A 25973-nucleotide genomic window follows, 5' to 3' on the forward strand; every position below is an offset into this window, starting at 1 on the left:
ATCACTGCCATGGCCAAAAGGGATGGATCAGCTTCCGCTGTCTCGGCATAGTGCCAGCCATAACGAACAAGGCCAAAGGGAACGCCGAATGACTGCCAATCCGGTTTTATGGAATCTCGACGCGCGCGGCGTCGCAACGGTCACGCTCAATCGCCCCGAGGTGAACAACGCCTATGATGGCGGACTGATCGGCGGCGTGCTCGCGGCGATGGACGATCTCGGCAAGAAGCAAAATCTTCGCGTCGCCGTGCTCAAGGGCAATGGCAAGCATTTTCAGGCCGGCGCCGACCTGAAATGGATCAACGGCGTGCGGCCGAAATCGGCTGATGAGAACGAGGCCGTGTCGCGGGCGACATTCGAGGCCGTGCAGCGGTTGAATACGCTGCCGATCCCGACGGTCGCACTGGTGCAGGGCGGCTGTTTCGGCGGCGGCACCGGCGTGATCTCCGCCTGCGACGTCGTGATCGCCGCCGACAATGCGCTGTTCTCGATTACCGAAGTGCGCTGGGGCCTGACCGCGGCGATCATCATTCCGCAGCTCTGCGACGCCATCGGCGTCCGCCAGGTCCGCCGCTATGCGCTGACCGGCGAACGGTTCGGCGCGGAAGAGGCCCGCCGCATCGGGTTGGTGCATGAGGTGGTGCCGCTGGCGGAGCTGGAAATGGCAGGCGCGAAGGTGGTCGAGCAACTGCTCGCCAACGGTCCCGAAGCGCTGGCCGAAACCAAGCGGCTGGCGATGGAGAGCTCGTTCGGCGGCATGGGCGTCGACGACGAGGCCTACGCGCGGTTGGTGAAAATGCACTCGGCGCGGCGGCAGACGGCGGAGGCGTCGGAGGGGCTCGCGTCGTTTGCGGAGAAGCGGGCGGCGAGATGGGGAGCGACGGCAAAATAGCTGTTTCATTACCCATCTAGACAACAGTAGCAGATGCCGAAGAGTTTGCTATATTTGAGCCATGACAGCGAAAGACATCGAAGAACTTATGGAACGCGTCCGCCACTGGCCCAAGGAGCGCCAGGAGGACGCGGCGGAAGTCTTGCTAGAAATGGAACGGCAGGACGCGAGCCGCTATCGTTTGACTGATGCTCAAGCCGAAGAGGTCGCCCGCATCCAGCGCGACATCCGCGAAGGTCGAGGAAAGCTCGCAACCGATGAGCAGATGGCGGCGCTTTGGAAGTCATGCGGCCTGTAAGGTTGCGCTTCACTGCGGAAGCGCGGGAACATATTGCCGCAATTTACAGCTATGTCAGAGATCGCAATCCTGTTGCGGCCACGCAGGTAGTAGGCCGCATCCGTTTGGCTGCCGAGCGATTGGCGGAGTTTCCGCGCATGGGACACGTCGGTCGAGTAGCTGGTACCTATGAGTGGGTCGTACGCGGCTTACCCTATATTATTGTCTATCAAACCGGCGTGGCCGATCCTGACGAGGTGCTGATCCTCGGCGTCTTCCATGCGGCCCGGGATCGAGAACGCGAATGACGCCGCGATCACAGGAGCGCCACAGCTTGCCATCCAAACGTATCGCTATTGCCGGACTGGGCGAAATCGGCCGAACCGTGGCGCGCAAGCTGGCGCATGGTTTGCCGGGCCTTTCGCTCGCGGCGATCGCGACGAGGGATCAGGCGAAGGCGCAAGCATGGCTTGATCGTGAAGGCATCTCCTCTCCGCTGATCGCGCTCGACGACTTGCCCGAGTATGCCGACCTCGTTGTCGAATGCGCGCCGGCTGAAATTCTCGATCAAATCTGCCGGCCGATGCTCACCGCCGGCAAGCAGGTCATGGTACTGAGCGCCAGCGCGCTGTTGCCGCGTCCCGATCTCGTCGATCTGGCCCGGGCGTATGGCGGCCAGATCATCGTCCCGACCGGCGCCTTGATCGGATTTGATGCGGTTTCGGCGGCTGCCGAAGGGACCATCCGTTCGGTGCAGATGGTGACGCGCAAGCCGCCCCGAGGTCTCGCCGGCGCGCCTTATCTCGTCGAGAACGGGATCTCCATGGAGGGCCTGACATCGGCGCTATGTGTCTTCAAGGGCTCGGCGCGCGATGCGGCTGCCGCCTTTCCCGCCAATGTCAATGTCGTGGCGGCCTTGTCGCTGGCCGGCATCGGGCCCGACCGCACCACGATCGAAATCTGGGCCGATCCGGCGGTGACGCGGAATTGCCATCAGATCAGGGTCGAATCCGACTCGGCCTCGTTCACGATGTCGATCGAGAACATCCCCTCGGAAAATCCGAAGACCGGCCGCATCACCGCTCTCTCGGTGATCGCGGCGTTGCGCAAGCTGACTTCGCCGCTACAGGTCGGAACGTAGGCGCCTTCTGCGTTTACAACGCCGGCGAGAGCGCGCGTCTCAAATGCTGCAGCAGCGCCTGCACGGCTGCGGCATTCACCCGCCGCTCCGGTATGGCTGCCTTGACCCACAGTTCGGGAATCACAAAATCCGGCAGCACGGTCTGCAATGTGCCGCTGCGCAGCGCATCGGCTATGAGATAGTGCGAGATCAAGGCAATGCCGTTGCCTGCCATCGCACTTTTCACCAGCACATGGCCCTCGTTTGAACTCAACAGCGGGCGCACCTGGATGCTGGTTCGGCCACGCGGCCCGTCAAACGTCCATTCTGATCCGGTCGGGAGAAAACTCAGGCAATGATGATCGACCAGTTCGCGCGGGTGCTGGGGCACGCCATGGGCTGCGAGATAGGCGGGCGACGCACATAACAGCCGCTTGAGTGAGCAGAGCGGCTCGTCAACGACGCCGCCGAAAGAATGCGGGAACGCGCCGATGGCGATATCAAATCCTTCCGTTACCGGATCGACCGGCCGGTCGATCAGCACGATTTCAAGCTTCAGCCGCGGATTCTGCGTCTGGAAGGCGCTGAACGCATCGGCGAGCCGGGCAATGGTGAGCGAGGTGGGGGCCTTGATGCGAAGGTGATCGACGAGGTCGCGGTCCTTCTCGCCCATGCGCGCGAGAAGGTCGCTGGCGTCAGCCACCACGCCGCGCGCGCGATGCAGATAGCGCTGACCCGCCTCCGTCAATCGCAACTGGCGGGTCGAGCGGCGGAACAACGCGATGCCGATCTGGTCCTCGAGCTGCGTGACCCGCTTGGACACGACCGAGGTCGAAACGTTGAGCTTGCGGGCGGCCGCCGAAAAGCCACCGGCCTCGGCGGAGGCCAAAAAGGCCTGAAGATTGGTGAGCGTATCCATCCACTTTTCACGATTCGAGAAAGCTGATCGCACAATTTGCCGGATTGTAGTCCGTAACGTGTCAATTCATAGTGCCAGCAACAAGAAACAGGGACGGAAGGCGACCAGTGTCGGCCAAAACGATCGAAGAACCCGCGCGCCGGGTGCCAGTCTATGGCGAATATGATGTTGCCGTCCTCGGTGGGGGGCCCGCCGGCATTGCGGCCGCCGTGGCCGCTGCGCGCGCCGGCCGGCGCACGCTCCTGATCGAACGCTACGGCTTTCTCGGCGGCATGGGCACCGCCGCCGGCGTGACTAATTTTTGCGGACTGCATGCCAACGTGCATGGCGAGATGCGCCGGGTGGTGCAGGGGATTGCGTCCGATCTGCTCGCGCGGATCGACCGGCTCGATGGGCTCAATGCGCCGCATCTGATCCTCGGCAAGATTTTTGCGCAGGCCTATGACACCGCGGCCTACAAGATCGCCGCCGACGATCTATTGGCCGCGCACAAGGTCGATATCCTCTTTCACGCCCTTGGCGCCGGTGTGGTGATGGATGACGAGAGGCGCATCCACGCGCTGATGGTGGAAACCAAGGCGGGGCGTCAGGCGGTACGCGCCGGCATGTTCATCGATTGCTCAGGCGATGGCGATCTCGCGGCCTGGGCGGGCGCACCCTTCGAAGTCGGCGACAATGCCGGCAGCATGCTTTACCCATCGATGATGCTGCGCCTCAACGGCATCGATCCCGAAAGGGCGGGCGAGGCTTGGCGGACTATCCCGGCGCTGATGGAAAAGGCCGAAGCCGCGGGCACGCATCGTTTTCCGCGCAAGTCCGCGATCGTGCGGCCGCAGCGTTCCGGCATCGAGTGGCGGGTGAATTTTACCCAGCTCGCGCGCGAGGACGGCACGGCGGTCAGCGGCATCGACCCCGACCAGATGACACGCGGCGAGATCGAAGGCCGCCGTCAGGCGGTGCAGGCGTTCGAATTCCTGCGCACCGTGCCCGGTTTCGAAAAATCCTACATCGTCGACCTGCCGCCGCAGCTCGGCATCCGCGAGACGCGCCGGGTGGTCGGCGGCTACATGCTGTCGGGCAAGGATGTGCTCGGCTGCGCCTCGTTCGAGGATTCCATCGGCGTCAATGGCTGGCCGATGGAGCAGCATGTCGCCGGCGACGTCGTCTTCAAGTTTCCGCCGATCCCGGAATTGCGCGGCTTCAACGAATTGCCGTATCGCATGCTGGTGCCTGAGGGCATCGACAATCTGCTGATGGCCGGGCGCTGCGCCTCGATGACCCATGAGGGCCAGTCGGCGGCGCGGGTCTCCGGCGCCTGCTTTGTGATGGGGGAGGCGGCCGGTCTCGCCGCGGTATTGGCGCTGTCCGGAAATACGATTCCGCGCGACATTGCAGTTGAAAAGTTGCAACAAACGTTGAAACAACAGGGTGCGTTCATCGGGCGGGATCAATCCGTGCCCGAGGGCCTATAGAGGCGTTACGGAGGAGACCGGATGAAAGGATTTGCGCGGCTCGCGCTGGCGGGCCTGTTGGCGATGGCGGCGGGCGGGATTGCACGGGCCGATGATGCGCTGAAGGCGAAAATCGGCGTACTGCGGCTGTCATCCTCGGCGCCGGTGTTCATCGCGCAGGACAAGGGCTATTTCCGCGAGGCCGGGCTCGACATCGAGCTGAAATTCTTCGATGCGGCGCAGCCGATCGCGGTGGCGACCACCTCCGGCGACGTCGATTTCGGCATCACGGCATTTACCGCCGGTCTCTACAATCTCGCCGGCAAGGGCACGCTGAAGGTGATCGGCGGCATGAGCCGCGAGAAGGCCGGCTATCCCCTGATCGGCTATTTCGCCAGCAACGCCGCCTATGCGGCCGGGCTGAAGACGCCGAAGGATCTCGCGGGAAAACGCATTGCGGTTACCCAAGTCGGATCGAGCTTTCATTATTCGCTCGGCCTGCTCGCCGATAAATATGGCTTCAAGCTTGCGGACGTGAAGATTATGCCGCTGCAGTCGCTGTCCAATGCCGCCGCGGCGCTGAAGGGCGAAACCGTCGATGCGGCCTTGCTGCCGATCTCGACCGCACGTGCGCTGGTGGATTCCGGCGGCGCCAAGCTACTTGGTTGGGTCGGCGATGAGACGCCGTGGCAGTTAGGCGCGGTGTTCGCTTCACCGAAGACGCTTGCCAACAAGGCGCTGGTGACGAAGCTGCTGGGCGCGCTGGTGCGCGCCGACCGCGAGTATCACGACGTGATCCTGGCCTCCGTGAAGGGCGGCAAAGCCGAGATCAACGACAAGACAAAGCCGCTACTCGAGATCATCGCCAAATACACCAATCTGCCGGTCGAGCAGGTGGTCGGCAATTGCGCCTATATCGACCCGGACGGCAAGCTCGACGTCAAGAACGTCGATAACCAGATCGCGTGGCTGCAGGAGCAGGGCTTTGTCGACAAGGGATTTGCCGCGGATGCGATCATCGCGAAGGAATATGTGAAGGCGGATTGATGGCGTTCTTACCTCTCCCGCTTGCGGGGGAGGTCGACGCGCTCGTAGAGCGCGGCGGGAGGGGGTCTATCCCTCGGCGAATACTCTTTATGCGGAAACACCCCCACCCCAGCCCTCCCCCGCAAGCGGGAGAGGGAGCGCAGCGGAGCAAGAGGTTGAATACAGGAGCCACATGGACCTGATCGCCGACCATATCAGCCACCGCTTCGGCGGCCTCGACGTGCTCGATGACGTCTCCTTCACCGTGGCCTCCGGCGAGGTGGTCGCGATCGTCGGGCCTTCCGGCTGCGGCAAGAGCACGTTGCTGTCGATCCTGGGCGGGCTGTTGCGGCCGAGCGAGGGGCGGGCAGAGCTGCGCGGCGCGCCGCCGGACAATAGTTTCAATCCGCTGACCTTCGTGTTCCAGGATTTCGCACTACTACCTTGGTGCACGGTGGAAGCGAATGTGAAATTTCCACTGGTTCATACCGCGCTCGATGCCGCCGCACGCCAGGCCGTCGTCGATGATGCGCTGCGCCGCACCGGCCTGTCGGATTTTCGTAGCGCCTATCCGAAGCAATTGTCCGGCGGCATGCGCCAACGCGTCGGCATCGCGCGGGCGCTTGCGGTGCGTCCAGCGCTTCTTCTGATGGACGAGCCGCTGTCGGCGCTGGATTCGCAGACCCGCGAATTGCTGATGGAGGATTTTGTCCGCCTGCTGGCCGACGGCGCGATGGGCGCGGTCTACGTTACGCATAATCTGGAAGAGGCGGTGCGGCTTGCCGACCGCGTGGTGGTGCTGTCGCGCCGGCCCGGCCGCGTGCGCGAGGTCGTGAGCATTCCGATGACGCGCACTGAGCGCGGCGGCATCGATGCCCGCGGCAAGTTGCTGACGTTGCAGAACCAGTTGTGGTCGCTGATCCGCGAGGAGGCGATCGATGCCGAACGCGAGGTGCAGCATGCTTGAGCGCGCACCCTCGCAGGATACCCGACAGGACGGGAGCGTTCCGCGGCCGGTCGCCTTCCGCGGCGCGGGTTTTATGCCGGGCGGTGGCCGCGCTTCCGGGTGGATCGCGCTCGTGCTGGTGATCGCGTTCTGGCAGCTCGCCGGCAGCGCCGGCTGGGTCAATCCGCTGTTCCTGCCGGCGCCATCAGCGATTGCGGTCGCGATCTACAAGCTCGCCGTCAGTGGCGCACTCTGGCAGCACGTTTCCGCATCGGTCGTTCGCATCGGCTCAGGCTGGCTGATCGGCACGGTGGCCGGCGTGATCGTCGGTTTTGCAATCGGCCTCTCGACACTGGCGCGCGGCGTCGGCATTACCTTCATCTCCGCGCTGTTTCCGATCCCGAAGATCGCGCTGTTGCCGCTCCTGATCCTCTGGCTCGGGATCGGCGAAGAGCCGAAGATCGCAACCATTGCGTTAGGGGTGTTCTTCTCTACGGCGATTTCGGTCTATAGCGGCGTCGACGCGGTGCCGCGCAACCTGATCCGAATGGCGCAGAGTTTTAACGTGCCGTTCCATGCCATCGTCATCAGAGTGATCTGGCCCGGCGCGCTGCCCTCGATTCTTGCGGGTTTCCGCATCACGGCGTCGGTGGCGCTGCTCCTGGTGGTGAGCGCGGAAATGATCGGCGCGCAGTTCGGCATCGGCGCCTTCGTGCTGCAGGCCGGCAATCTCATGCAGACCGATCAGCTCCTAGCCGGCGTCGTGATCCTGTCGCTGTTCGGGCTTGCGGTGGGGAAGGCAATCAACGTGCTGGAGATGAGATTGCTGCATTGGCGGTAGATGTGGGAATCGTAGGGTGGGCAGAGCGCAGCGTGCCCACCATCACGTGCGGAGTGCCCGATGGTGGGCACGTCGCTTACGCTCCTTTGCCCACCCTACAATTCTGCGCAAACCTCACGCATTCCCGCGATCTTCGCGGAATAGGTCGATCTTCTGCTGCACCGGGCGATCCGAAAAACTGAACAGCACTGAATCAACATCCGCCTCGAGCGTGACCCAGTGCCAGCTCGGCACCACGAACAGGTCGCGCGCGCCCCACTCGAACGTCTGGTCGCCGATCCGGGTGCGACCTTTGCCTTCGATCGCGGCGAACACGGTGGCATCGGTCGAGCGGTAGCGCGCGGTCTTGAAACCCTTCGGCAATAACTGGATGAAGGTGCCGATGGTCGGCATGGCGAAATCGCCGGTTTCAGGGTTGGAGAACTTCAGCTTCAGCCCGTGACAGGCGTCCCATTCGTCGCGCGCCTTGGCCCGCTCCAACGCCTCGCGGGTGTAGCTGTAGGGATAGTTGAAGATCGGCGAGGTCTTGGATTTGCGCTTCTCGTCGACCGGCAGCAGATTGTGGCCGTAGCGCGCAAAACTGTCGCCGGCGGGCTTGGAGATCTTCTGCTGGTCCTCGTTTGACCCTTCAGCAAACGAAGCATCGAAGAACTGCACCATCGGGATATCGAGACCGTCGAGCCAGAACATCGGCTCATTCGTCTCGTTGGAATGATCGTGCCAGGTCATCGACGGCGTGATGATGAAATCGCCGGGCTCCATCGCCGTGCGCTCGCCGTCGACGGTGGTATGGGCGCCCTTGCCTTCGAGCACGAAGCGCAGGGCCGACTGGCTGTGCCGATGAGCGGGCGCGACATCGCCGGGGACCACCATCTGCACGCCGGCAAACAGCGAGGTCGTGACCTTCGACTGGCCGCGCAGCCCCGGATTTTCCAGCACCAACACCCGCCGCTCGGCTTCCTTGGCGGTGATCAGCTTGCCGGCCTCGGTCATGTAGTCGCGGATCGAATCGAATTTCCAGAGATGCGGCCGGCAGGCGCTGCGCGGCTCCGGCGTGACGAGATCGCCCAGCACGTTCCACAGCGCGGAGAGATTGTCGCCGTCGATCTTCTTGTAGAACGCTTCGCGTTCCGGCGTCTTCTGCACGGCTTCCATGGCAAGCCTCCCGTCATTCTTTATCGTGTAGATTGACAGTATACTTACAATATCGGTAGCGTCAATGTGGTAAACCCGTACAGGCCGGAAGAATCAGGGAGGTTCCGATGAAGCTGCATGGCTATTTCCGCAGCAGCGCGGCATACCGCGTCAGGATCGCGCTCAACCTCAAGGGGCTCACGGCAGAGCACCTGCCGCATCACCTTCGCAAGGGCGAACAGATTGCGCCGGACTATCTCGCCCTCAACCCGCAGGGGCTGGTGCCGACGCTGGAGGGCGTCGATGGCGCGGTGCTGACCCAGTCGCTGGCCATCATCGAATGGCTGGACGAGACCCATCCCAACCCGCCGCTGTTGCCAAAAGATCCGCTGCGCCGCGCCAAAGTGCGCGCCTTTGCGCTCGCCATCGCCTGCGACATCCATCCGGTGCAGAATCTGAAGGTGCTGGCCCGGCTGCGCCAGCTCGGCCTGCCGGAAGAGAAAGTGACGGAATGGGCGGCCTGGGCCAACCGCGAAGGTCTTGCCGCCTGCGAGGCCCTGATCAAGGGCGAGAAGGGGCCGTTCTGCTTCGGGCCGACGCCGACGATCGCGGACCTCTGCCTGGTGCCGCAGCTTGCGAATGCGCGGCGCTTCGGCGTCGACGTTTCGGCGTTCCCCCGCCTGCTGGAGGCGGAAGCCGCGGCCAAGGAAATGAAGGCGTTCGCGGACGCCGCACCGGACAGGCAACCAGATGCCGAGTAAGCCAGCTCCCATCACCATGGACGCGGTCTATACCGCGCCCGGCTATCTGTTCCGGCGGATGCAGCAGATCGCGGTCTCTATCTTCGTCGAGGAATGCAGTGCGTTCGACCTGACGCCGGTGCAATATGCGGCGCTGGTGGCGATCCACACCCATCCGGGCATCGATGCCACCCGCCTGTCGGCGGTGATCGCGTTCGACCGCTCGACGCTCGGCAACGTCATCGAGCGGCTGGAGAGCAAGGCGCTGATCGAGCGCAAGCCCTCGCGCGAGGACAAGCGCGTCAAGCTGCTCTATCTCACGAAATCGGGCGCAGCCATGCTGCGCGACATCATGCCGTCGGTCGAGCGCGCGCAGGTCAGGATGCTGCAGCCGCTGAAGCCTGCGGACCGCAAGACCCTGCTGACGCTCCTGACGCAACTCGTCGATCTCAACAATGAAGCCTCGCGCGTGCCGCTGCGCGCGGAAGATGCGCTGGAGCATTTGGGGAAGGCGGGGTGAGGGGTGTTAGGGAAGGGAGGTTAGCGTCAAGAACACCGCCGTCGTCCCGGCCTTGAGCCGGGACCCATAACCACAAATCTCGATTGTTGAAATACGCTGGAGCTCCAGCGAGGCATAATTACAGACACCCGTGGTTATGGGTCCCTGCGTTCGCAGGGACGACGTCGAGTTTGCGGATGTGGCTACATCTTCATCAACGCCTGCCGGTCGATCTTGCCTGTGCCGGTCTTCGGCAGTTCCTCGATGAACCGGATCTCGCGCGGATATTTGTAAGGCAATAGCTTTGCCTTGACGTAATCCTGCAATGCCTTGGTCGCGTTCTTCGTGTCAAACTCGCGCTTGTTCATCACCACCACCGCTTTCAGGGTCATGCGCCGATCGGGCAGTTCGGCCGCAAACACCGCGCATTCCCTGATGTCGGGATGCTCGGCAAGACAGAGCTCGACCTCCAGCGGGTAGACCCATTGGCCTGATATCTTGACCAGGTCGTCGGCGCGACCGCGGAAGAAGTGGAAGCCATCGGCATCGCGCACGAAGCGGTCGCCGGTGTAGATCCACCCCTCCTCGCGAATGGTCTCGGCGGATTTGTCCGGCCGGTTCCAGTACAGCGGTGTGTTGGAATCGCCGCGTACCCACAAGATTCCCTCTTCGTTGTCGGCGACTTCGCGGCCGTCCTTGTCCCTGAGCAGGATTTCATAGCCGGGCACGCGCAGGCCTGCGGCGCCGAGTTTTTTCTTCTCGGGAAGGTTGGAGAGATAGATGTGCAGGACTTCCGTCGAGCCGAGCCCTTCGATGATCTCGAGCCCCGTCAGCTTTTTCCAGCCGTTGAACACTTCCGCCGACAGCACTTCGGCCGCCGACAGCGCCATCCGCAGCGACGAGAAATCGGTTGTCGACGCACCCTCGGCCTTGGTCAGCGAGGTATAGAGCGTCGGCAATCCATAAAACACGGACGGTCGATACTCTTCGATCGCCTGGAAGATCGTGACCGGCTTCGGTTGTCCCGGCAGCAGCAGCGTCGCCGCACCGACCGAGAACGGGAAGGTGATGGCGTTGCCGAAACCGTAGGCGAAGAAAATCTTCGGCACCGAGAAGCAGATATCGTCGGGCCCGAGCTTGAGCACGCTGCGGGCAAACGCCTGCTCGCTATAGGCCATGTCGTGCTGCAGATGCACGATGCCCTTGGGGCGGCCGGTCGAGCCCGACGAATACATCCAGAACGCCATCTCGTCACGGTGGGTGTCGGCTTCCGGCAGATCGGTGGCGTAGCCTTGCAACCACTTTGCCGCGTCGACCGCGTTCGGCACGGCGTGTTCGCCCGCTACGCCATTGACCACAATGAGGGTTTGCAGCGGCGTATCCTTGCAGGCCTCCGCGTTGAACCGCGAGGTAAACTCGGCCTCCGCGACCGCTACCGTTGCGCCGGCGTCCGCGAGATAGAACTGCAAGAGGTCCGGCGGCGTCAGCGTGTTGATCAACAGCGGCACGAATCCGGAGCGCACCGCGCCGAAAAATGCCGCCGGGTAGGCCGGCGTGTCGTCGAGGAACATCAGGATGCGGTCGCCACGCTTCAAGCCCAGCGACTGAAAGCCGTGGCCCCATTGCGCGGCTTCAGTGCAGAGCTCTGCATAGGTGCGCGTGCCGCCGGGGCCGGTCAGCGCCAGCCGGCCGCCGCGACCGGCCGCGAGATTATCGAACAGGATGCGGCTCGCGTTATAGCGTTCCGGGATTGCAAAGCCGATCTCGCGGGCGCCCGGATTGTCGCGGGGGACCCAATCGGAAACTTCGGACGTCATGCCTGGCTCCCAATTTTCTTCGCCGCCTCGTAACGCGTCATGAATTCCGGCGACATCGCGCGCAGCCGCGCGTCGGCGATCCGCCCGGAGCGGGTGATGTAGCTGTAGGCAAAATCCATCAGGTCGAGCTTCATGTGTTCGGGGAAATGTTCGTACCAGTCGGCGCTGGTGCGTGCCGCGGTCACCAGCTTCTGCACGATCGGCTTGCGTTCGGCCTGATAGCGGGCGAGGCCTGCGGGAATATCGTTTTCCGCCTCCAGCGCCTTGGTCAGCGCGATCGCGTCTTCGATGGCGAGCCGCGTGCCTGAGCCGATCGAGAAATGCGCGGTGTGCAAGGCGTCTCCGATCAGCACCATGTTGCGGTGGGACCAATTCTCGTTCCAGATCCAGGGGAAATTGCGCCACACCGATTTGTTCGAGACCAGCGAATGGCCGTCGAGGGTATCCGCGAATATTTCCTCGCAGATCGCCTGCGACTGTTCGATCGTCTTGTGCTCGAAGCCATACGCCTGCCAGGTCGCCGCATCGCATTCGACCAGGAACGTGCTCATGGCGGACGAATAGCGATAGTGATGCGCGTTGAAGAAGCCCATATCGGTCTTCACAAACGTCTGCGACAGCGTGGCAAAGCGTTTGCTGGTGCCGTACCAGGCGAATTTGTTGGTCGAGTGCGAAACCGAGGCGCCGAATTCCTTCTCAAACCCACGGCGCACCAGCGAGTTCAGCCCGTCGGCGGCAACGATCAGGTCGTATCCGCCGAGTTCGTCGATCGACTGGATCGTGATGTCGTATCGCGCCGTCACGCCTGCCCCGCGCACGCGTTGCTGCAGGATGGTGAGCAGTTCGAGCCGGCCGATCGAGGAGAAGCCGACCCCGTCGATCTCGACGCTCTCACCACGCAAATTGAGCGTGATGTTCTTCCAGCTCTCCATCAATGGTGTGATGGCGTCGACCGTCTCGGGGTCGTCGGCGCGCAAGAATTCCAGCGCCTGTTCGGAGAACACCACGCCAAACCCCCAGGTCGCGCCTTCGGGGTTCTGTTCGAACAGGTCGATTTGCGCGTCCGGATGACGGCGCTTCCAGAGATAGGCGAAATAGAGGCCGCCGGGGCCTCCGCCAATGACGGCGATACGCACGTCTTCCTCCCAATCGACAGTATACTTACTAATTTGGGGTGGAGACTAATCGGTGCCGGAAACTTGCGCCACAGAAAAATTGTCAGGGAACGCGGCTCGGGCCTGGTCCCGAACGCGTCAGGACCGGCCCCGCAGCCTGTTTCAGCCTCGTCGGTTCTATCCGCGAACGGTTGTCCGCTCTGCGGCAGCCGTGGCGACGGGCGTCCAGAGGCTCAGGTGCAGCGGCGAACCTTCGCGCCGTTCACCCACACGGTCCTGCAAACCACGGCCGGCTTGCGGACGACGACCGCGCCGCGTGCTCCGGCGCAGCCGGCGCGATAGACGCCCTTGGCGCATACCGCTGCGTTGGCATCGGCCGACTCAAGGGTCACGGTGGCACCGAAGGCGAAGAGGGCGGATGCAATGATCAGCAAGTAACGCATGTCGGTCTCCCGGACTGGTACTGGTTGATGTTCTGGTCCTGAAAGTTTCCTGTCTCTAACGTCTTTTTCGGAAGGTTCTGCGGATGCTGTCGCGTCGGCATTTGCGTGCCGATCTCGTTTCGGTTGCCGGCCGATCGTCGAGGTGAGTATCCGCGTATCGGGCTGGCCGGCCTTCTTGCTTCCCGATCGCGGACCCGCTGTAGTGAAGCTCCCACTCATCGTCGCAAGGAAAACCCAAGGAGAATCCATGGCGCAGGTCAGAGCCAAATGGCTGGCGTTCTATTCCGAACATGTCGAGCCGGTCTCCAAGGAAATATTCTCTCACGTCGAGAAGATGATCATCGGCACATTGATCGTTTCGGCGGGCGCCCACGTCTCGAGCAACGAGCCGGCAGTGGTCCTGTTCGGTTATCTGCGCCACGGTCTCGTCGGCCGCGGCGTCATGCTGTTTGGCGTCATTCTCCTGCTGCTGAACTTCGTCGACGGTCTCTACAAGCTGGCCAAGCTCAATTGGCACCTCGCCTACCAACTCCTGATGACGATCCTTTACATTGCGCTGTCGGTCCGGCTCATTCAGCTCATCCTCGCCTTTCGCGGAGGTGAGTGACCGGCGATCCACGAGGCAACGGAGGATCGCCGAAGGCGCGTGACTATCGTGCCGCGAACTGGGACAAAACGTCCTTGCACGCCGGTGAAAGCTGGGCGGCGTTGGTCGCAAGACACTGCACGATCCGGCCGCCGCCGGCGGGCACGCCGCCGCAAATCGTGCGGACGTCAACGCCGCAGGCCGAGCGTAGCACCAACAGTTCTTCGCGCGGCCGCATCGGTCGCAGCACGATGACAGTGGGCGCTGTTGCCGCGGCCGGTGCTGCGCCGGCCGTAGCCGCGGGAGCTGCTCCAGCCGCGGCCGGCGCCGTGTCTGCCGCGGGAGCCACCGCAGCACCGCCAGTGACGGCGGCGACTGCCTTCTCGCAGCCAGGGGAGAGTTTTGTCTTGTTCTTTTCCAGGCATTGCACCGCGGGCGCGCCACCGGTCGGCACACCCGCGCAGACCTTCGGATAGTCGGAGCGGCACGCGCTGCGGATCGCGGAGGTCTGTGCGCTGGTCGGCTGCCCGGCAGTAGCGCCGGCCGCAGCCTTTGGCTCGGCGGATTTTGCCGGCGCTGCTGTTGCGGTTGGAGACGCTGCGGATTTCGGCGCCGCGGTCTCGGCCGGCTTGGCGGGTTCGGCGGGCTTGGCCGTCTCCGCCGGCTTGGCAGGCGCTGCCGCCGGTGCTTCCACCGCGCGCACGGCGCCCTGACAGCCCGACGAGAGACCCGACATGTTCTTCTGCAGGCATTGCAGCGCGGCCTCGCCGCCCGGCGGCACGCTGGAGCAATGCGCGATGTAATCGGAACTGCACTGCGACTTGATCGCGTCGCGCTGTGCCTGGCTCGGCGCTTGCGCAAACGCCGGCGCTGCAATTGCGAATATCGCGGCCGCCAATAACGGCCCAAGCTTTCTCGCACGCGTCAACGTGTTGATCATTTGAATAAATCCTTCTGTCGTCGCCGGAAGCCACCGCTTCAACCGAAGTGAAATTTTGAATGCGTCTGCTGAAAAAATCGGGTCGCATCATTTTCTCTTTCCGGTTCCGCCGCAAGCGGATTGTTGCTATTTTCATGGGGTGGCGGAAAGCCGATTTCTGAATAAAGCCTTTTCCAGAACAAATCCTATTGGGGTGCCAAAAATGAAGGCTTCGCGTTCGCCTGCACGCTTGAGATCACACGGCGCCGCCGCGCAGAAAGGCGGTGCCGCCTGCCGTGCAGCTTTCGCCGTTGCTGCGATGGGCATCTTAAGTGCCTGCGAACAAAATACTTTTGTCCCCCCACCGCCGCCGAAGGTCGAAGTTGCGCCGCCCCTGCAGCGGCCTTTCACGCGCTATCTGGAAGCGACCGGCAATACGGCGGCGATCAAGAATGTCGATCTGGTCGCGCGCGTGCAGGGCTTTCTGCAATCGATCAACTATAAGGACGGCGCCTACGTCAAAGAAGGCACATCCCTGTTCACGATCGAGCCCGACACCTACAAGCTGAAGCTCGAACAGGCGCAGGCAGCGGAATCCGGCGCGCAGGCCTCGGTGCGACAGACCGAGGCGGATTTCAAGCGCCAGCAGGAGCTGGTGCAGCGGCAGGCCGTCTCCCAGGCCACGCTGGATACTTCCACCGCTAACAGAGACAATGCGCAGGCGAGCCTACTGCAGGCCCAGGTCAATACCAAGATCGCGGCGGTCAATTATGGTTACACCAATGTGGTCGCGCCGTTCGACGGCGTCGTCAGCGCGCATCTCGTCTCCGTCGGCGAACTCGTCGGTGCATCGTCGCCGACGCAACTCGCCACCATCGTGGCGCTCGACCCGATCTATGTGAATTTCAACGTCAACGAGCAGGACGTGCTGCGGATCCGCGAGGAAGCGCGGCGGCGCGGCTTGACGCCCGATGATCTCAGGCAAGTGCCGATCGAGATCGGACTGCAGACCGAGACCGGCTTTCCGCACAAGGGCAACCTCGACTATGCCGCCACGACGCTGAACCAGTCGACCGGCACGCTTGCCGTGCGGGGCGTGCTGCCCAATGCGGACCGCGCGCTGCTGCCGGGATTCTTCGTCCGAATCCGCGTGCCTTTGGACCAGGTGCAGAACGCACTGCTCGTGCCCGACGTCGCGCTCGGCAGCGATCAGTCCGGCCGCTATGTGCTGGTCGTGAACGGCGAAAATGTCGTCGAGCAGCGCAAGGTGCGCGTCGGACCGCTGGAAGGCGAGCTGCGCGTCATCGAGGAGGGCCTCAAGGCCGACGACCGCGTGATTACCGCCGGGCTGTTGCGCGCTATCCCCGGCCAGAAGGTCGATCCGCAACTGAAGACAGTCGAAGCGCAGCCGGCGTCGGCCAAGTAGGAGCCGGCCATGATTTCAAAATTCTTCATCGAGCGTCCCGTTCTTTCCAACGTCATCGCGATCCTGATGATCCTGATCGGCGGCGTCAGCCTGTTCCGGCTCGCGGTTGCGCAGTATCCCGATGTCGTGCCGCCCACGGTGCAGGTCACCACCCGCTACCCCGGCGCCAGCGCGAAAACCGTGATCGACACGGTGGCGCTGCCGATCGAGCAGCAGGTCAACGGCGTCGAGGACATGCTCTACATGCAGTCCTACAGCGGCGCCGACGGCTCCTACTCGCTGACGGTCACCTTCAAGATCGGCACCGACCTCAACTTCGCGCAGGTGCTGGTGCAGAACCGGGTGTCGAGCGCGCTGTCGCAACTGCCGCAATCGGTACAGAACCAGGGCGTCACCGTGCAGAAGAGGTCGACGGCGATCTTGCTGTTCGTGACGCTGACCTCGCCGAAAGCGACCTATGACAGCCTGTTCCTGAGCAATTACGCCACCATCAACATTCGCGACGAGCTGTCGCGCCTGCCGGGCGTCGGCAACGTCACCGTGTTCGGCGCCGGCCAGTATTCGATGCGGGTCTGGCTCGATCCGAACAAGCTGCAGGCGCGCAACCTGATGCCGCAGGACGTGATTTCGGCGATCCAGCAGCAGAGCCAGCAGGTCACCGCCGGCCAGGTCGGCGCGCCGCCGGCGCCCGCAGGGCAGGCGTTTCAATATACGCTGAACGTCAGCGGGCGGCTCGACGACGTCAGCGAGTTCGCGAACGTCATCGTCAAGACCGGCAGCAGCGGCGACGTCACCCGTGTGCGCGATGTCGGCTGGGTGGAACTCGGCGCCCAGACCTACAGCCAGATGTTCTCGCTCAACAACAAGCCGGCCACCGGCATCGGCGTGTTCCAGTCGCCGGGTGCCAACGCGCTGGAGGTCGAGCAGGCCGTCAAGAAGAAGATGGAGGTGCTGGCGAAGTCGTTCCCACAGGACGTGGTCTACGATACGCCGTTCGACACAACCAAGTTCGTTAAGGAGTCGATCAATGAGGTCTACAAGACGCTGATCGAGGCGGGCCTGCTGGTGCTGGTGGTGATCCTGATCTTCCTGCAGGACTGGCGCGCGATGCTGGTGCCGGCGACGACGGTGCCGGTGACCATCATCGGCGCCTTTGCGGCGATGGCGGCGCTCGGCTTTACCGTCAATATCTCGACGCTGTTTGCGATCGTGCTGGCGATCGGCATTGTGGTTGACGACGCCATCGTCGTGGTCGAAGGCGCCGCTCATAACATCGAGAAGGGGATGTCCGGCCATGACGCGGCGATCAGTGCGATGGATGCGCTGTTTGCGCCGATCGTCGGCATCACGCTGGTGCTGGTTTCGGTGTTCCTGCCGTCGGCGTTCCTGCCGGGATTGACGGGGCGGATGTATGCCCAGTTCGCGCTGGTCATCGCCGCAACGGCGCTGCTCAGCGCTATCAATGCGGCAACGCTAAAGCCGACGCAGTGTGCCCTGTGGCTGCGACCGCCCGCGCCGCCGGAACGGCGCAACTTCTTCTACCGCGGTTTCAACGCGGTCTATAACCGCCTAGAGGCCTGGTATGGCCGGCTGATCAGCCGGCTGGTCGCGCACAGCAATATCTCGGTGATCTGCGCGCTGATCCTGATCGCGATCGGCGGCTACGGCCTGTCGCGGGTGCCGACCGGATTTATCCCGATCGAGGATCAGGGCTATCTGTTGGTGGCCGTGCAACTACCCGACGGTGCGTCGCTGGATCGGACCCAGAGCGTGCTGACACGGGTAAGCGATATCACCAGCAAATCGCCGGGCGTCGATCAGGTCATTACCATCGCCGGCATTTCCGCCCTCGACAATTCCTCCAGCCTCGCCAATGCAGGCGTGGCATATCTGATCCTCAAAGAATGGAGTGCGCGCGGCGAGGGCGAGGATCTGCGGTCGCTGTTCGTCGGCTTGAACGAAAAACTGTCTGTGATCGAGGAGGCGCGGATCCTGGTGGTCCCGCCGCCGCCGATCCAGGGCATCGGCAATGCCGCCGGCTTTGCGATGCAGGTGCAGCTCCGCGACGGCAATTCCGATTTCAGCAAGCTGCAGGCAATCACGGGCGCGATGGTTTCCAATGCGGCGTCGCAAAGCGCGCTGCAGCGGGTCAGCTCGCCGTTCCGCTCGATGGTGCCGCAGTTCGACGTCGAGGTGGATCGGGTCAAGGCCCAGACCATGCATGTCACGACCGACCAGGTCTTCTCGACATTGTCATCCTACATGGGGTCGAGCTACGTCAACCAGTTCAACAAGTTCGGCCGCACCTTCCAGGTCTATGCGCAGGGAGATGCGCAATTCCGCCTGACCCCGCGCGACATCGAAAGGCTGACGGTGCGCAACAGCCAGGGCGACATGATCCCGCTCGGCGCGGTGGCGAAGATCACGCCGGCGGTCGGGCCGTCGCTGATCAGCCTGTATAATCTCTATCCGTCGGCAACCATCATCGGACTGCCGGCCACGGGTTACAGCTCCGGCCAGTCGATGAATTTGATGGAAGAGATCGCCGCGAAGACGCTGCCGCCGGGCACCGGCTTCGAGTGGACGGCGATGTCGTACCAGGAAAAGGTCGTCGGCGGCCAGATCTACTGGGCGTTCGGCTTGGCCCTGCTGCTGGTGTATCTCGTGCTGGCCGGACAATATGAGAGCTGGTACGCGCCGATCTCGGTCATTCTCGCGGTGCCGCTGTCGCTGCTCGGACCGATGCTGGTGCTGAGCGGACTGAGGATCGAGAATAATCTCTACACCCAGATCGGCATTATCCTGTTGATCGCGCTGTCGGCCAAGAACGCCATCCTGATCGTCGAGGTGGCGCTCGAGCTCCATGTGCGCGACCGCAAGCCGCTGTTGGAATCCGCGGTCGAGGCGGCGCGGGCCCGCTTCCGCCCGATCCTGATGACGTCGTTCGCCTTCATCCTCGGCGTCGTGCCCTTGGTGCTCGCCACCGGCGCCGGCGCCAATGCGCGAAAATCGATCGGCATCACCGTGTTCTCGGGCATGCTGGCGTCAACGTGCCTGGCGGTGCTGTTCGTGCCGACGTTCTTCGTCGTGATCCAGCGGTTCGAGAACTGGCTGAAGGAGCGGAAGCAGAAGAAGGCCGGCGTGCAGGCGACGGCGGCGACGCATTAAGGTCCGGTAGGGTGGGAAAAGGCGCAACGCGCCGTGCCCACCATCTATCCACTCGCTTGGGACATGGTGGGCACGCTGCGCTTTGCCCACCCTACAAATGCAGCACTATACCCTCACCATGCGCTTGCCGCGGTTCTCGCCGGCGAGGAGGCCGATCAGTGCTTTCGGCGTGTTCTCAATTCCGTCGATCACGTCCTCCTGCACCTTCAATTTGCCGGAGGCGACCCAGGACTGCAGATCGGCAAGTGCTGCCGCGCTCTGGTCCATGAAGTCCATCACGATGAAACCCTGCATGACGAGGCGCTTCACCACGATCAGGCCGGGCACGCCGCGCGGACCGTGGGCCGACGGCACGCCGTCATACTGCGAAATCGCGCCGCAGCAGGCGATGCGGCCGCGGTTGTTCATCAGCGAAAGGCAGGCTTCGAGAATCTCGCCGCCGACATTGTCGAAATAGACGTCGATGCCCTTCGGCGCGGCGGCGCGTAACGCCTTGAAGGTGGCGCCGTCCTTGTAATCGACCGCGGCGTCGAAGCCGAGTTCGGACGTGAGCCACTGGCACTTGTCCTTGCCGCCGGCAATGCCGATGACGTTGCAGCCCTTGATCTTGGCGATTTGCCCGACGATCGATCCGACCGAGCCGGCGGCAGCCGACACGACGACGGTCTCACCTTGCTTCGGCTTGCCGACATGCAGGAGACCAAAATAGGCGGTGAGGCCGGCGATGCCGTAGACGCTGAGCAGATGCGTCATCGGCTCCATTTTCGGCATCTTGTTCAGATGCTTTGCCGGCACGGCGGCATAATCCTGCCAGCCGGTATCGCCGAATACGATATCGCCCGGCGCGAGGCTTGAAGCCTTCGAGGCGACGACCTCCGCGATGCTGCCACCGGCCATCACCGTGTTGGCCTCGACGGCGGCGCGATAGGTCGCACCGTGCATCCACGCGCGGTTGGCGGCATCAAGCGAAATATAGCGCGTCCGCACCAGCGCCTCGCCATCTTTCGGCTCGGGCACCGCGCCCTGGACCATCTTGAAATGTTCCGGCCCGAGCTTGCCGGCGGGCTTTTCGACCAGCAGGATCTGACGATTGACGGTGTCGCTCATGGTGCTCTCTCCCCTCGGTGTCGCATTCTGACGCTTTCCAGTGCACTGTCCGCGGAATAGCCGCTCGACTGCACGGAGTGTGCGCCACGTTCAGAAAAACTCCAAATCCTCCGCGCGGCCGCCCTTTGCGACGGTTGCGTATTCGATCGCCAGGAATAACCCACCCGCCACATACACTCTGCGCTTTTGTTCCAGAGCCATCTCCTGCGAGAGCCGTACGGCATCCGCGATTGTCGCCGCGACATGAAGGGTTGCGTTGGAATTGCCAAGTCGCGCGGCGGCGGCGATGGCTTGCGGGTCCGCGCCCTTGTGGCGTGCCGCCGTGCAGATGATCGTATCGAACGAAGGCGCCAGCACGCCGACGATCTCGTCGGCCTTCTTGTCGCGCGAGGCGCCAGTGACGAGAATCCAATCGTCGCGGCCATGAATAGCCATGAGGCTGGCGAGCGATTGCCGGATGCCGTCTGGCGTATGGCCGACGTCGATCACCATGAGCGGGTCTTGCTCGATGACCTCGAGGCGGCCGGGCCAGCGGACATTGCGCAGGCCCGAACGGATGGCAGCTTCGATCCGCTCGGGAGCCTTGCGCGGTTGCTCGCGTTGCAGCCAGAGCAGGAACAGCGTCACGGCGATGGCCGCGTTGTTGAACTGGAACGCGCCGGGCAGGTTAAGCTCAAGGCGGCGAAAATCATGATAACCGAACTGGAAATCGAAATGCTGCCCCGACGCGGATTGGGCCTCGTTGTCGACACTGATCTCGTCACGGACGAACAGTGGGGTACAGCCCCGCGAGCGGTTGTATTCCAGGAGGTGGAGCCGAAGCTGGCGACAGTTTTCGCCATACACGATCGTGCCGCCGGCGGCGCAGGCGTCGCTTTTGTCGGAAGCGATCAGTTCAAGCGAGTTGCCGAGCAGATCGACATGCTCGAAATCGACCGAGGTAACGCAAGTCTCGCGCGCGCCGATCAGGCGGACCGGATCATAGCGGCCGCCGATGCCGGCCTCGAACACCGCGAGATCGCATTGGCTGTCCTGAAAGTACAGGCAGGCCAGCGCAAACAGCGCCTCGAACGCGCCGAACCTTTCGCCGTGGCGCTTCGAGACGTCGGCGATGGCGGCGTCGACGAGCCGCTTGCACTGGGCGAAGGCGTCGTCGCCGATCTCGATCCCGCCGACCTGGATCCGCTCGTTGAAGCGAAAGAGATGCGGGGAAGTGAAGAGGCCGGTTCGGAGGCCGTAGTCGCGCCCGATGCTGGCAACCATCGCCGCCGTGCTGCCCTTGCCGTTCGAGCCGGTCACCACGACCGAGACGCGCTGCAGCCACACGCGATCGATCCTGAGCGCATTCAACAGCTCGGCCATGCGGGCGAGGCAAACGCCGTCACCATATTTCGGCAGGTCGAACACTAGAGCAATCCCATCGTCGAGAAGGTGTGATGCCAGATCTTCAGGATTAGGTCGCCGCGGTCGGAATCCTCCAGCAGCCGGATCGCCGGGTTGGAGTTGACTTCGATGACTTGCATGGAATCCGGTTGGCCACCGATACCTACGAACATGTCGATGGCCGCCACGCGAAGTCCGATCGCGCGCGCCGCCTGCCGCGCCAGCACGATGGCCTCCTCGGACGGTGCACCCGCCAACACCATCGTGCCGCCAGCACTGAGATTCATCCGTCCGGGGATTTCGCGCCGTTCGCCGTTTGCCGGCACAGTGTCGAGTGACGGATCGTGATCGGGCAGCGAAGCCGGCGAAAGGCCACGGGCCCGCAAAGCGTCATTATGGGCCGTCAGCAGTTCGCGGAACGTGCGCACGCCATCGCCCGAGATGAACGGCGGGCGTTTTCGCGCGCAGTAGAGCGCGTCATCGTCGAGCAGGAAAACGCGATACTCGGTGCCATCGACGATCGGCTGGATCAGAACGGCGTCATAATACTTCATCACCGCATCGAGATAGCGAACGAGTGCTGCTTCGCCGTGGACGGCTTGCGCGAAATCGCCGCGCGCCCCTGTGAGCGGCTTGACGAAGGCCGATCCACCCAACGCTTTGAAGCAGGCAATCGCGTCGCTGCGTTCATGGCCCGCCGGGCGATGCGCGCGGTGGCGATCGTGCAGGAAGAAATAATCGCCGCCGAGCGCGGGCACACCGGCGTCTCGGAGAATCCTGCTGGCAAAGAACTTGTCCGACGCCAGTGTCGAAGCCGTCGCGTTGTTCTGCGGATACCAGGAGCATCGGCCGGCGCCGAAATGAAGCAGCCTGTCGTGCGCGGCGATGCTGAAGATCAATCCCGAGCCGCCGTCGAGGTCGTGAAACGCCAGCCCGAACTCGGCAGCGGCAAACTCTGCATAGACCGCCTGGTCCGGATAGAAGCCCGGTTTTCCCTTTCGAAACTCAGTTGGGCTTCGCATGCGATCTCTTTTGAAACGTTCTTAATTCGACGTAGTCTTTTATTGCCAGATCGGCGCCGAATTCAGCAAGTTAATTGCGCGGGAAAGCGTTAACGAAGGCGATCGAACCTTTTTGCAAATTAGACCGACAGCCATTCCGAGTTCTCAATTGTGCTGCAGGTCATATTGACTATGTGTCTCGTGTGCGCAAATGAAGCGCCAAATCGCCGATGATTTCGCTGATTTTTGGCACTTTGAGGCCCGAAGACCGAAACGTTCTACATCGAGACGTCAGGAAAAACGAAAACACATGAGCGCGTTCTATAGAGAGAAAGTCCTTTCTGTCCACCACTGGACCGATACGCTTTTCAGCTTCCGGGCCACCCGCGATTCCGGTTTCCGCTTCCAGAACGGCCAGTTCGCAATGATCGGCCTCGAGGTCGAGGGCCGGCCGCTGCTGCGCGCCTACAGCATGGCGAGCGCCAATCACGAGGAAGAGCTCGAGTTCTTCTCCATCAAGGTTGCGGACGGGCCGCTGACCTCGAAGCTGCAGAAGATCCGCGAGGGCGACGAGATTCTGGTCGGCCGCAAGGCGACCGGCACGCTGATCACCGACAATCTGATTCCAGGCAAGCGCCTGCTGCTGCTGTCGACCGGCACGGGCCTGGCGCCGTTCGCCAGCCTGATCAAGGACCCCGACGTCTATGAGCGGTTCGAGACCATCGTGCTCGTGCACGGCTGCCGTCAGGTGTCCGAACTTGCTTATGGTGAGGAGCTGGTCGCCAAGCTGCGCGACGACGAGCTGTTCGGGCCGCTCCTGTCGGAGAAGCTGCTGTACTATCCGACCGTGACCCGCGAGCCGTTCCGCAATCGCGGCCGCATCACCGACCTGATCTCATCCGAGCAGTTGTTCAACGACATTCACCAGCCGCCGCTCAATATCGAGACCGACCGCATCATGATGTGCGGGAGCCCGGCCATGCTGGAAGAGCTGAAGCAGATGTTCGAGTCCGGCGGCTTCATCGAAGGCAGCGGCAACACGCCCGGCCATTTCGTGATCGAAAAAGCGTTCGTCGAGCGCTGACGCGATCGACGCTCCATCCTTTGTCGTCCCTGCGTTCGCAGGGACGTGGCGCGGGATTGTCGCTCGCGTCCAGTAGCCTGCTCCGATCTCCCTCACTGCTATAACCACTCCCGAACGTCGCTCGGCTCGGTGCCGACGCGACGATTGAGAGTGCGTGCGCGTGCCGGTGCACGACGAGATTGTTGCGGCGGCAAAGACTGCGCTCGTCTCCACGGCCATTACGCTGCACTGCAAAAAGGACGACAGGTTCATTCGGACCGGGGAGCATCCCGTTTATTTTTTCAAGCCGCCGTCACTTCCGTGAAGGTCGCTCCGTATATCGTGTAGCGCTCGTTCCGGCGGTTGGACTAAGCTACCGGCCGGCAAGGATAATTTGGGTGAGGGGTTCCATGGAAACGCTGCTGCTTCCGTTCTCGCCACGCTACATCGTGCTGACGATCTGCGCCGTCATCACGGCATTGCTGATCGGCATCGGGATTTTCGACCAGAACCTCAAGGTGTGGGAGTTGCTGCTGCTGCCGATCGTGGTCTTCGGCGCGCTTACATTGCTGGGCATTCGCGATCTCCTGCAGAAGAACCACGCGGTGTTGCGCAATTATCCGATCTCGGCGCACATTCGTTTTCTGCTCGAAGAAATTCGTCCGGAGATACGGCAGTACTTCTTCGAGAGCGAGAAGGACGGCAAGCCGTTTTCCCGCGACACCCGCGCCCTGGTGTATCAGCGTGCCAAGATGGAGCTCGACAAGCGGCCGTTCGGCACCCAGGAGGACGTCTATCGCGACGGCTATGAATGGATGCACCATTCTATGTTGCCGAAGGCTCGTGCCGTCGAGCAGTTTCGCGTCGCCATCGGTGGTCCGGATTGCACCAAGCCGTACTCGGCCTCGGTCTTCAACATCTCGGCGATGAGTTTTGGGGCGCTCAGCCCCAACGCCGTGCGGGCGCTGAACGCTGGTGCGAAAAAGGGCAGCTTTGCGCATGACACCGGCGAGGGCGGCGTCAGTCCTTACCACCGCGAGCACGGCGGTGACATCATCTGGGAAATCGGCTCGGGCTATTTCGGCTGCCGCAACCGCGACGGCACATTCAACCCGGAAGAATTTGCCCGCGTCTCCAGCGACGGTCAGATCAAGATGGTCGAACTCAAGATCAGCCAAGGGGCCAAGCCCGGACATGGCGGGGTCCTTCCGGCGGCCAAGGTCTCTGAAGAGATCTCCAAAATTCGCGGTATCCCCATGGGCGAGGATTGCATTTCGCCAGCCACGCACCGCGCGTTCTCGACGCCGCTGGAAATGATGGTTTTCATCGGCGAGATGCGGCGACTATCCGGCGGCAAGCCGGCCGGGTTCAAGCTGTGCGTCGGTCACCCCTGGGAATTCCTGGCGATCTGCAAGGCGATGCTGCAAACCGGGATATATCCTGATTTCATCGTGGTGGATGGCAATGAAGGCGGCACCGGTGCTGCGCCGCTGGAATTCATGGACCATTTGGGCATGCCGATGCGGGAGGGCGTCAATTTCGTCCATAATGCGCTGATCGGCATCAATGCGCGTGACCGCGTCAAGATCGGTGCCGCCGGCAAGATCGCGACCGCATTCGACATGGCGCGTGCGATGGCGATCGGCGCCGATTGGTGCAATTCTGCGCGCGGGTTCATGTTCGCGCTCGGCTGCATCCAGTCGCTGAGCTGCCATACCGATCGATGCCCGACGGGCGTGAGCACCCAGGATCCGCTCCGCGCCCGCGCGCTGGTGGTGCCGCACAAGATTGAGCGGGTCTACAACTATCATCACGCCACCCTGCACGCCTTGTCCGAGCTGATCGCCTCGGCCGGCCTCGATCATCCGCGGCAATTGCGGCCGATCCACTTCACGCAGCGATCCTCCACGAATGACACGTTGTCATTCGCGCAACTCTATCCGTCGCTGCGTCCGGGCGAGTTGATCGAAGGCACTCAGGATCCGCGCTTCCGCGATGCATGGGCGATGGCGCTCGCAGATTCGTTCCAGCCGGCGGGATAAAATCCTAGCGGCTTCCCCGCGGCCGCCCGAACGTCCCCCAAGCCGCCCGCATCTAAAG

The 25973-nt window shown here is 62.9% G+C and carries 24 protein-coding genes; 15 read left to right on the forward strand and 9 right to left on the reverse strand.

Annotation, left to right across the window (positions count from 1 at the left end; all coding sequences use genetic code 11):
• The first annotated feature begins 88 nt into the window (after positions 1–88).
• From LMTR3_RS19665 to LMTR3_RS19680, 4 genes are all read left to right on the forward strand, one after another.
• Entirely contained in the window at positions 89–892 is an 804-nt protein-coding gene (locus tag LMTR3_RS19665) for an enoyl-CoA hydratase-related protein (protein ID WP_065746655.1), read from the forward strand.
• A 61-nt stretch (positions 893–953) separates the two neighbouring features.
• Positions 954–1190 carry a hypothetical protein gene (locus LMTR3_RS19670; protein ID WP_065746656.1) on the forward strand — a complete coding sequence of 79 codons (237 nt, stop codon included), beginning with the start codon at positions 954–956 and terminating at the stop codon, positions 1188–1190.
• A 2-nt stretch (positions 1191–1192) separates the two neighbouring features.
• The gene (locus LMTR3_RS19675) at positions 1193–1477 is read left to right on the forward strand and encodes a type II toxin-antitoxin system RelE/ParE family toxin (protein ID WP_176721936.1); all 285 of its coding nucleotides are present in this window, start codon (positions 1193–1195) and stop codon (positions 1475–1477) included.
• Positions 1474–2310, forward strand: a complete 837-nt coding sequence (locus LMTR3_RS19680; RefSeq protein WP_065746658.1) for an aspartate dehydrogenase — start codon at positions 1474–1476, stop codon at positions 2308–2310. Before LMTR3_RS19675 ends, LMTR3_RS19680 begins: the two co-directional genes overlap by 4 nt.
• Before the next feature lie 13 nt (positions 2311–2323).
• Here the strand turns inward: LMTR3_RS19680 and LMTR3_RS19685 are convergent, their stop codons facing one another.
• Positions 2324–3208: a LysR family transcriptional regulator gene (locus tag LMTR3_RS19685; protein WP_065746659.1), complete on the reverse strand. Its 885-nt coding sequence runs from the start codon at positions 3206–3208 to the stop codon at positions 2324–2326.
• 107 nt (positions 3209–3315) lie between these two features.
• Here LMTR3_RS19685 and LMTR3_RS19690 point away from each other — a divergent pair, with 107 nt between their 5' ends.
• The 4 genes from LMTR3_RS19690 (at position 3316) to LMTR3_RS19705 (ending at position 7472) form a co-directional block, all read left to right on the forward strand.
• Complete coding sequence (locus LMTR3_RS19690) at positions 3316–4680, forward strand: FAD-dependent oxidoreductase (RefSeq protein ID WP_065746660.1); 1365 nt, start codon at positions 3316–3318, stop codon at positions 4678–4680.
• A 21-nt stretch (positions 4681–4701) separates the two neighbouring features.
• Positions 4702–5706 carry an ABC transporter substrate-binding protein gene (locus tag LMTR3_RS19695; protein ID WP_065746661.1) on the forward strand — a complete coding sequence of 335 codons (1005 nt, stop codon included), beginning with the start codon at positions 4702–4704 and terminating at the stop codon, positions 5704–5706.
• A 172-nt stretch (positions 5707–5878) separates the two neighbouring features.
• Complete coding sequence (locus LMTR3_RS19700) at positions 5879–6652, forward strand: ABC transporter ATP-binding protein (RefSeq protein WP_065746662.1); 774 nt, start codon at positions 5879–5881, stop codon at positions 6650–6652.
• A complete protein-coding gene (locus LMTR3_RS19705) occupies positions 6645–7472 on the forward strand; it encodes an ABC transporter permease (protein ID WP_065746663.1) in 828 nt (275 codons plus the stop codon). The genes LMTR3_RS19700 and LMTR3_RS19705 overlap by 8 nt, the downstream gene beginning before the upstream one ends.
• 114 nt (positions 7473–7586) lie before the next feature.
• Here the strand turns inward: LMTR3_RS19705 and gtdA are convergent, their stop codons facing one another.
• Entirely contained in the window at positions 7587–8627 is a 1041-nt protein-coding gene (gene gtdA / locus LMTR3_RS19710) for a gentisate 1,2-dioxygenase (protein WP_065746664.1), read from the reverse strand.
• A gap of 107 nt (positions 8628–8734) precedes the next feature.
• Between gtdA and maiA the strand changes: the two genes are divergently transcribed.
• Both maiA and LMTR3_RS19720 read left to right on the forward strand, forming a co-directional pair.
• Positions 8735–9367: a maleylacetoacetate isomerase gene (gene maiA / locus LMTR3_RS19715; RefSeq protein WP_065746665.1), complete on the forward strand. Its 633-nt coding sequence runs from the start codon at positions 8735–8737 to the stop codon at positions 9365–9367.
• A complete protein-coding gene (locus LMTR3_RS19720) occupies positions 9357–9866 on the forward strand; it encodes a MarR family winged helix-turn-helix transcriptional regulator (protein WP_065746666.1) in 510 nt (169 codons plus the stop codon). The genes maiA and LMTR3_RS19720 overlap by 11 nt, the downstream gene beginning before the upstream one ends.
• Positions 9867–10048: 182 nt before the next feature.
• Here LMTR3_RS19720 and LMTR3_RS19725 read toward each other — a convergent pair whose 3' ends face one another.
• The 3 genes from LMTR3_RS19725 to LMTR3_RS19735 form a co-directional block, all read right to left on the reverse strand.
• A complete protein-coding gene (locus LMTR3_RS19725; protein WP_065746667.1) occupies positions 10049–11662 on the reverse strand; it encodes a benzoate-CoA ligase family protein in 1614 nt (537 codons plus the stop codon).
• Positions 11659–12798 (reverse strand): FAD-dependent monooxygenase, encoded by a 1140-nt coding sequence (locus LMTR3_RS19730; RefSeq protein WP_065746668.1) that lies wholly within the window; start codon positions 12796–12798, stop codon positions 11659–11661. Before LMTR3_RS19730 ends, LMTR3_RS19725 begins: the two co-directional genes overlap by 4 nt.
• A 212-nt stretch (positions 12799–13010) precedes the next feature.
• Positions 13011–13220: a hypothetical protein gene (locus tag LMTR3_RS19735; protein WP_065746669.1), complete on the reverse strand. Its 210-nt coding sequence runs from the start codon at positions 13218–13220 to the stop codon at positions 13011–13013.
• A 247-nt stretch (positions 13221–13467) separates the two neighbouring features.
• Here LMTR3_RS19735 and LMTR3_RS19740 point away from each other — a divergent pair, with 247 nt between their 5' ends.
• A complete protein-coding gene (locus tag LMTR3_RS19740; RefSeq protein ID WP_065746670.1) occupies positions 13468–13827 on the forward strand; it encodes a hypothetical protein in 360 nt (119 codons plus the stop codon).
• 43 nt (positions 13828–13870) lie between these two features.
• On the opposite strand, the gene LMTR3_RS19745 is transcribed toward LMTR3_RS19740, so the two are convergent.
• Complete coding sequence (locus LMTR3_RS19745) at positions 13871–14746, reverse strand: hypothetical protein (protein WP_065746671.1); 876 nt, start codon at positions 14744–14746, stop codon at positions 13871–13873.
• A 202-nt stretch (positions 14747–14948) separates the two neighbouring features.
• Between LMTR3_RS19745 and LMTR3_RS19750 the strand changes: the two genes are divergently transcribed.
• Complete coding sequence (locus LMTR3_RS19750) at positions 14949–16151, forward strand: efflux RND transporter periplasmic adaptor subunit (RefSeq protein WP_065746672.1); 1203 nt, start codon at positions 14949–14951, stop codon at positions 16149–16151.
• Between the two features lie 9 nt (positions 16152–16160).
• Positions 16161–19319 carry an efflux RND transporter permease subunit gene (locus LMTR3_RS19755; RefSeq protein ID WP_065746673.1) on the forward strand — a complete coding sequence of 1053 codons (3159 nt, stop codon included), beginning with the start codon at positions 16161–16163 and terminating at the stop codon, positions 19317–19319.
• 105 nt (positions 19320–19424) lie between these two features.
• On the opposite strand, the gene LMTR3_RS19760 is transcribed toward LMTR3_RS19755, so the two are convergent.
• The 3 genes from LMTR3_RS19760 to LMTR3_RS19770 all read right to left on the reverse strand — a co-directional run bounded on the left by LMTR3_RS19760 (position 19425) and on the right by LMTR3_RS19770 (position 22831).
• Positions 19425–20426, reverse strand: a complete 1002-nt coding sequence (locus LMTR3_RS19760) for an NADP-dependent oxidoreductase (RefSeq protein WP_065746674.1) — start codon at positions 20424–20426, stop codon at positions 19425–19427.
• Positions 20427–20516: 90 nt separating this feature from the next.
• Positions 20517–21833, reverse strand: a complete 1317-nt coding sequence (locus tag LMTR3_RS19765) for a bifunctional folylpolyglutamate synthase/dihydrofolate synthase (protein WP_065746675.1) — start codon at positions 21831–21833, stop codon at positions 20517–20519.
• Positions 21833–22831 (reverse strand): ATP-grasp domain-containing protein, encoded by a 999-nt coding sequence (locus tag LMTR3_RS19770; RefSeq protein WP_065746676.1) that lies wholly within the window; start codon positions 22829–22831, stop codon positions 21833–21835. The genes LMTR3_RS19765 and LMTR3_RS19770 overlap by 1 nt, the downstream gene beginning before the upstream one ends.
• A 289-nt stretch (positions 22832–23120) precedes the next feature.
• On the opposite strand from LMTR3_RS19770, the gene LMTR3_RS19775 reads away from it, so the two are divergent.
• Positions 23121–23894, forward strand: coding sequence for a ferredoxin--NADP reductase (locus LMTR3_RS19775; RefSeq protein WP_065746677.1), 774 nt, complete (start codon positions 23121–23123; stop codon positions 23892–23894).
• A gap of 389 nt (positions 23895–24283) precedes the next feature.
• Positions 24284–25915 (forward strand): FMN-binding glutamate synthase family protein, encoded by a 1632-nt coding sequence (locus tag LMTR3_RS19780; RefSeq protein ID WP_065746678.1) that lies wholly within the window; start codon positions 24284–24286, stop codon positions 25913–25915.
• The last annotated feature ends 58 nt before the right edge of the window (positions 25916–25973 follow it).

The organism is Bradyrhizobium sp. LMTR 3, from assembly GCF_001693485.1.
Taxonomy (GTDB): domain Bacteria; phylum Pseudomonadota; class Alphaproteobacteria; order Rhizobiales; family Xanthobacteraceae; genus Bradyrhizobium.

Coding starts and splice junctions, on each gene's coding strand:
- LMTR3_RS19775 (WP_065746677.1), top strand. CDS start 23,121: ATGAGCGCGTTCTATAGAGAGAAAGTCCTTTCTGTCCACCACTGGACC.
- LMTR3_RS19705 (WP_065746663.1), top strand. CDS start 6,645: ATGCTTGAGCGCGCACCCTCGCAGGATACCCGACAGGACGGGAGCGTT.
- LMTR3_RS19700 (WP_065746662.1), top strand. CDS start 5,879: ATGGACCTGATCGCCGACCATATCAGCCACCGCTTCGGCGGCCTCGAC.
- LMTR3_RS19665 (WP_065746655.1), top strand. CDS start 89: ATGACTGCCAATCCGGTTTTATGGAATCTCGACGCGCGCGGCGTCGCA.
- LMTR3_RS19670 (WP_065746656.1), top strand. CDS start 954: ATGACAGCGAAAGACATCGAAGAACTTATGGAACGCGTCCGCCACTGG.
- LMTR3_RS19780 (WP_065746678.1), top strand. CDS start 24,284: ATGGAAACGCTGCTGCTTCCGTTCTCGCCACGCTACATCGTGCTGACG.
- LMTR3_RS19725 (WP_065746667.1), bottom strand. CDS start 11,662: ATGACGTCCGAAGTTTCCGATTGGGTCCCCCGCGACAATCCGGGCGCC.
- LMTR3_RS19680 (WP_065746658.1), top strand. CDS start 1,474: ATGACGCCGCGATCACAGGAGCGCCACAGCTTGCCATCCAAACGTATC.
- gtdA (WP_065746664.1), bottom strand. CDS start 8,627: ATGGAAGCCGTGCAGAAGACGCCGGAACGCGAAGCGTTCTACAAGAAG.
- LMTR3_RS19685 (WP_065746659.1), bottom strand. CDS start 3,208: ATGGATACGCTCACCAATCTTCAGGCCTTTTTGGCCTCCGCCGAGGCC.
- LMTR3_RS19755 (WP_065746673.1), top strand. CDS start 16,161: ATGATTTCAAAATTCTTCATCGAGCGTCCCGTTCTTTCCAACGTCATC.
- maiA (WP_065746665.1), top strand. CDS start 8,735: ATGAAGCTGCATGGCTATTTCCGCAGCAGCGCGGCATACCGCGTCAGG.
- LMTR3_RS19695 (WP_065746661.1), top strand. CDS start 4,702: ATGAAAGGATTTGCGCGGCTCGCGCTGGCGGGCCTGTTGGCGATGGCG.
- LMTR3_RS19760 (WP_065746674.1), bottom strand. CDS start 20,426: ATGAGCGACACCGTCAATCGTCAGATCCTGCTGGTCGAAAAGCCCGCC.
- LMTR3_RS19720 (WP_065746666.1), top strand. CDS start 9,357: ATGCCGAGTAAGCCAGCTCCCATCACCATGGACGCGGTCTATACCGCG.
- LMTR3_RS19770 (WP_065746676.1), bottom strand. CDS start 22,831: ATGCGAAGCCCAACTGAGTTTCGAAAGGGAAAACCGGGCTTCTATCCG.
- LMTR3_RS19745 (WP_065746671.1), bottom strand. CDS start 14,746: ATGATCAACACGTTGACGCGTGCGAGAAAGCTTGGGCCGTTATTGGCG.
- LMTR3_RS19750 (WP_065746672.1), top strand. CDS start 14,949: ATGAAGGCTTCGCGTTCGCCTGCACGCTTGAGATCACACGGCGCCGCC.
- LMTR3_RS19740 (WP_065746670.1), top strand. CDS start 13,468: ATGGCGCAGGTCAGAGCCAAATGGCTGGCGTTCTATTCCGAACATGTC.
- LMTR3_RS19735 (WP_065746669.1), bottom strand. CDS start 13,220: ATGCGTTACTTGCTGATCATTGCATCCGCCCTCTTCGCCTTCGGTGCC.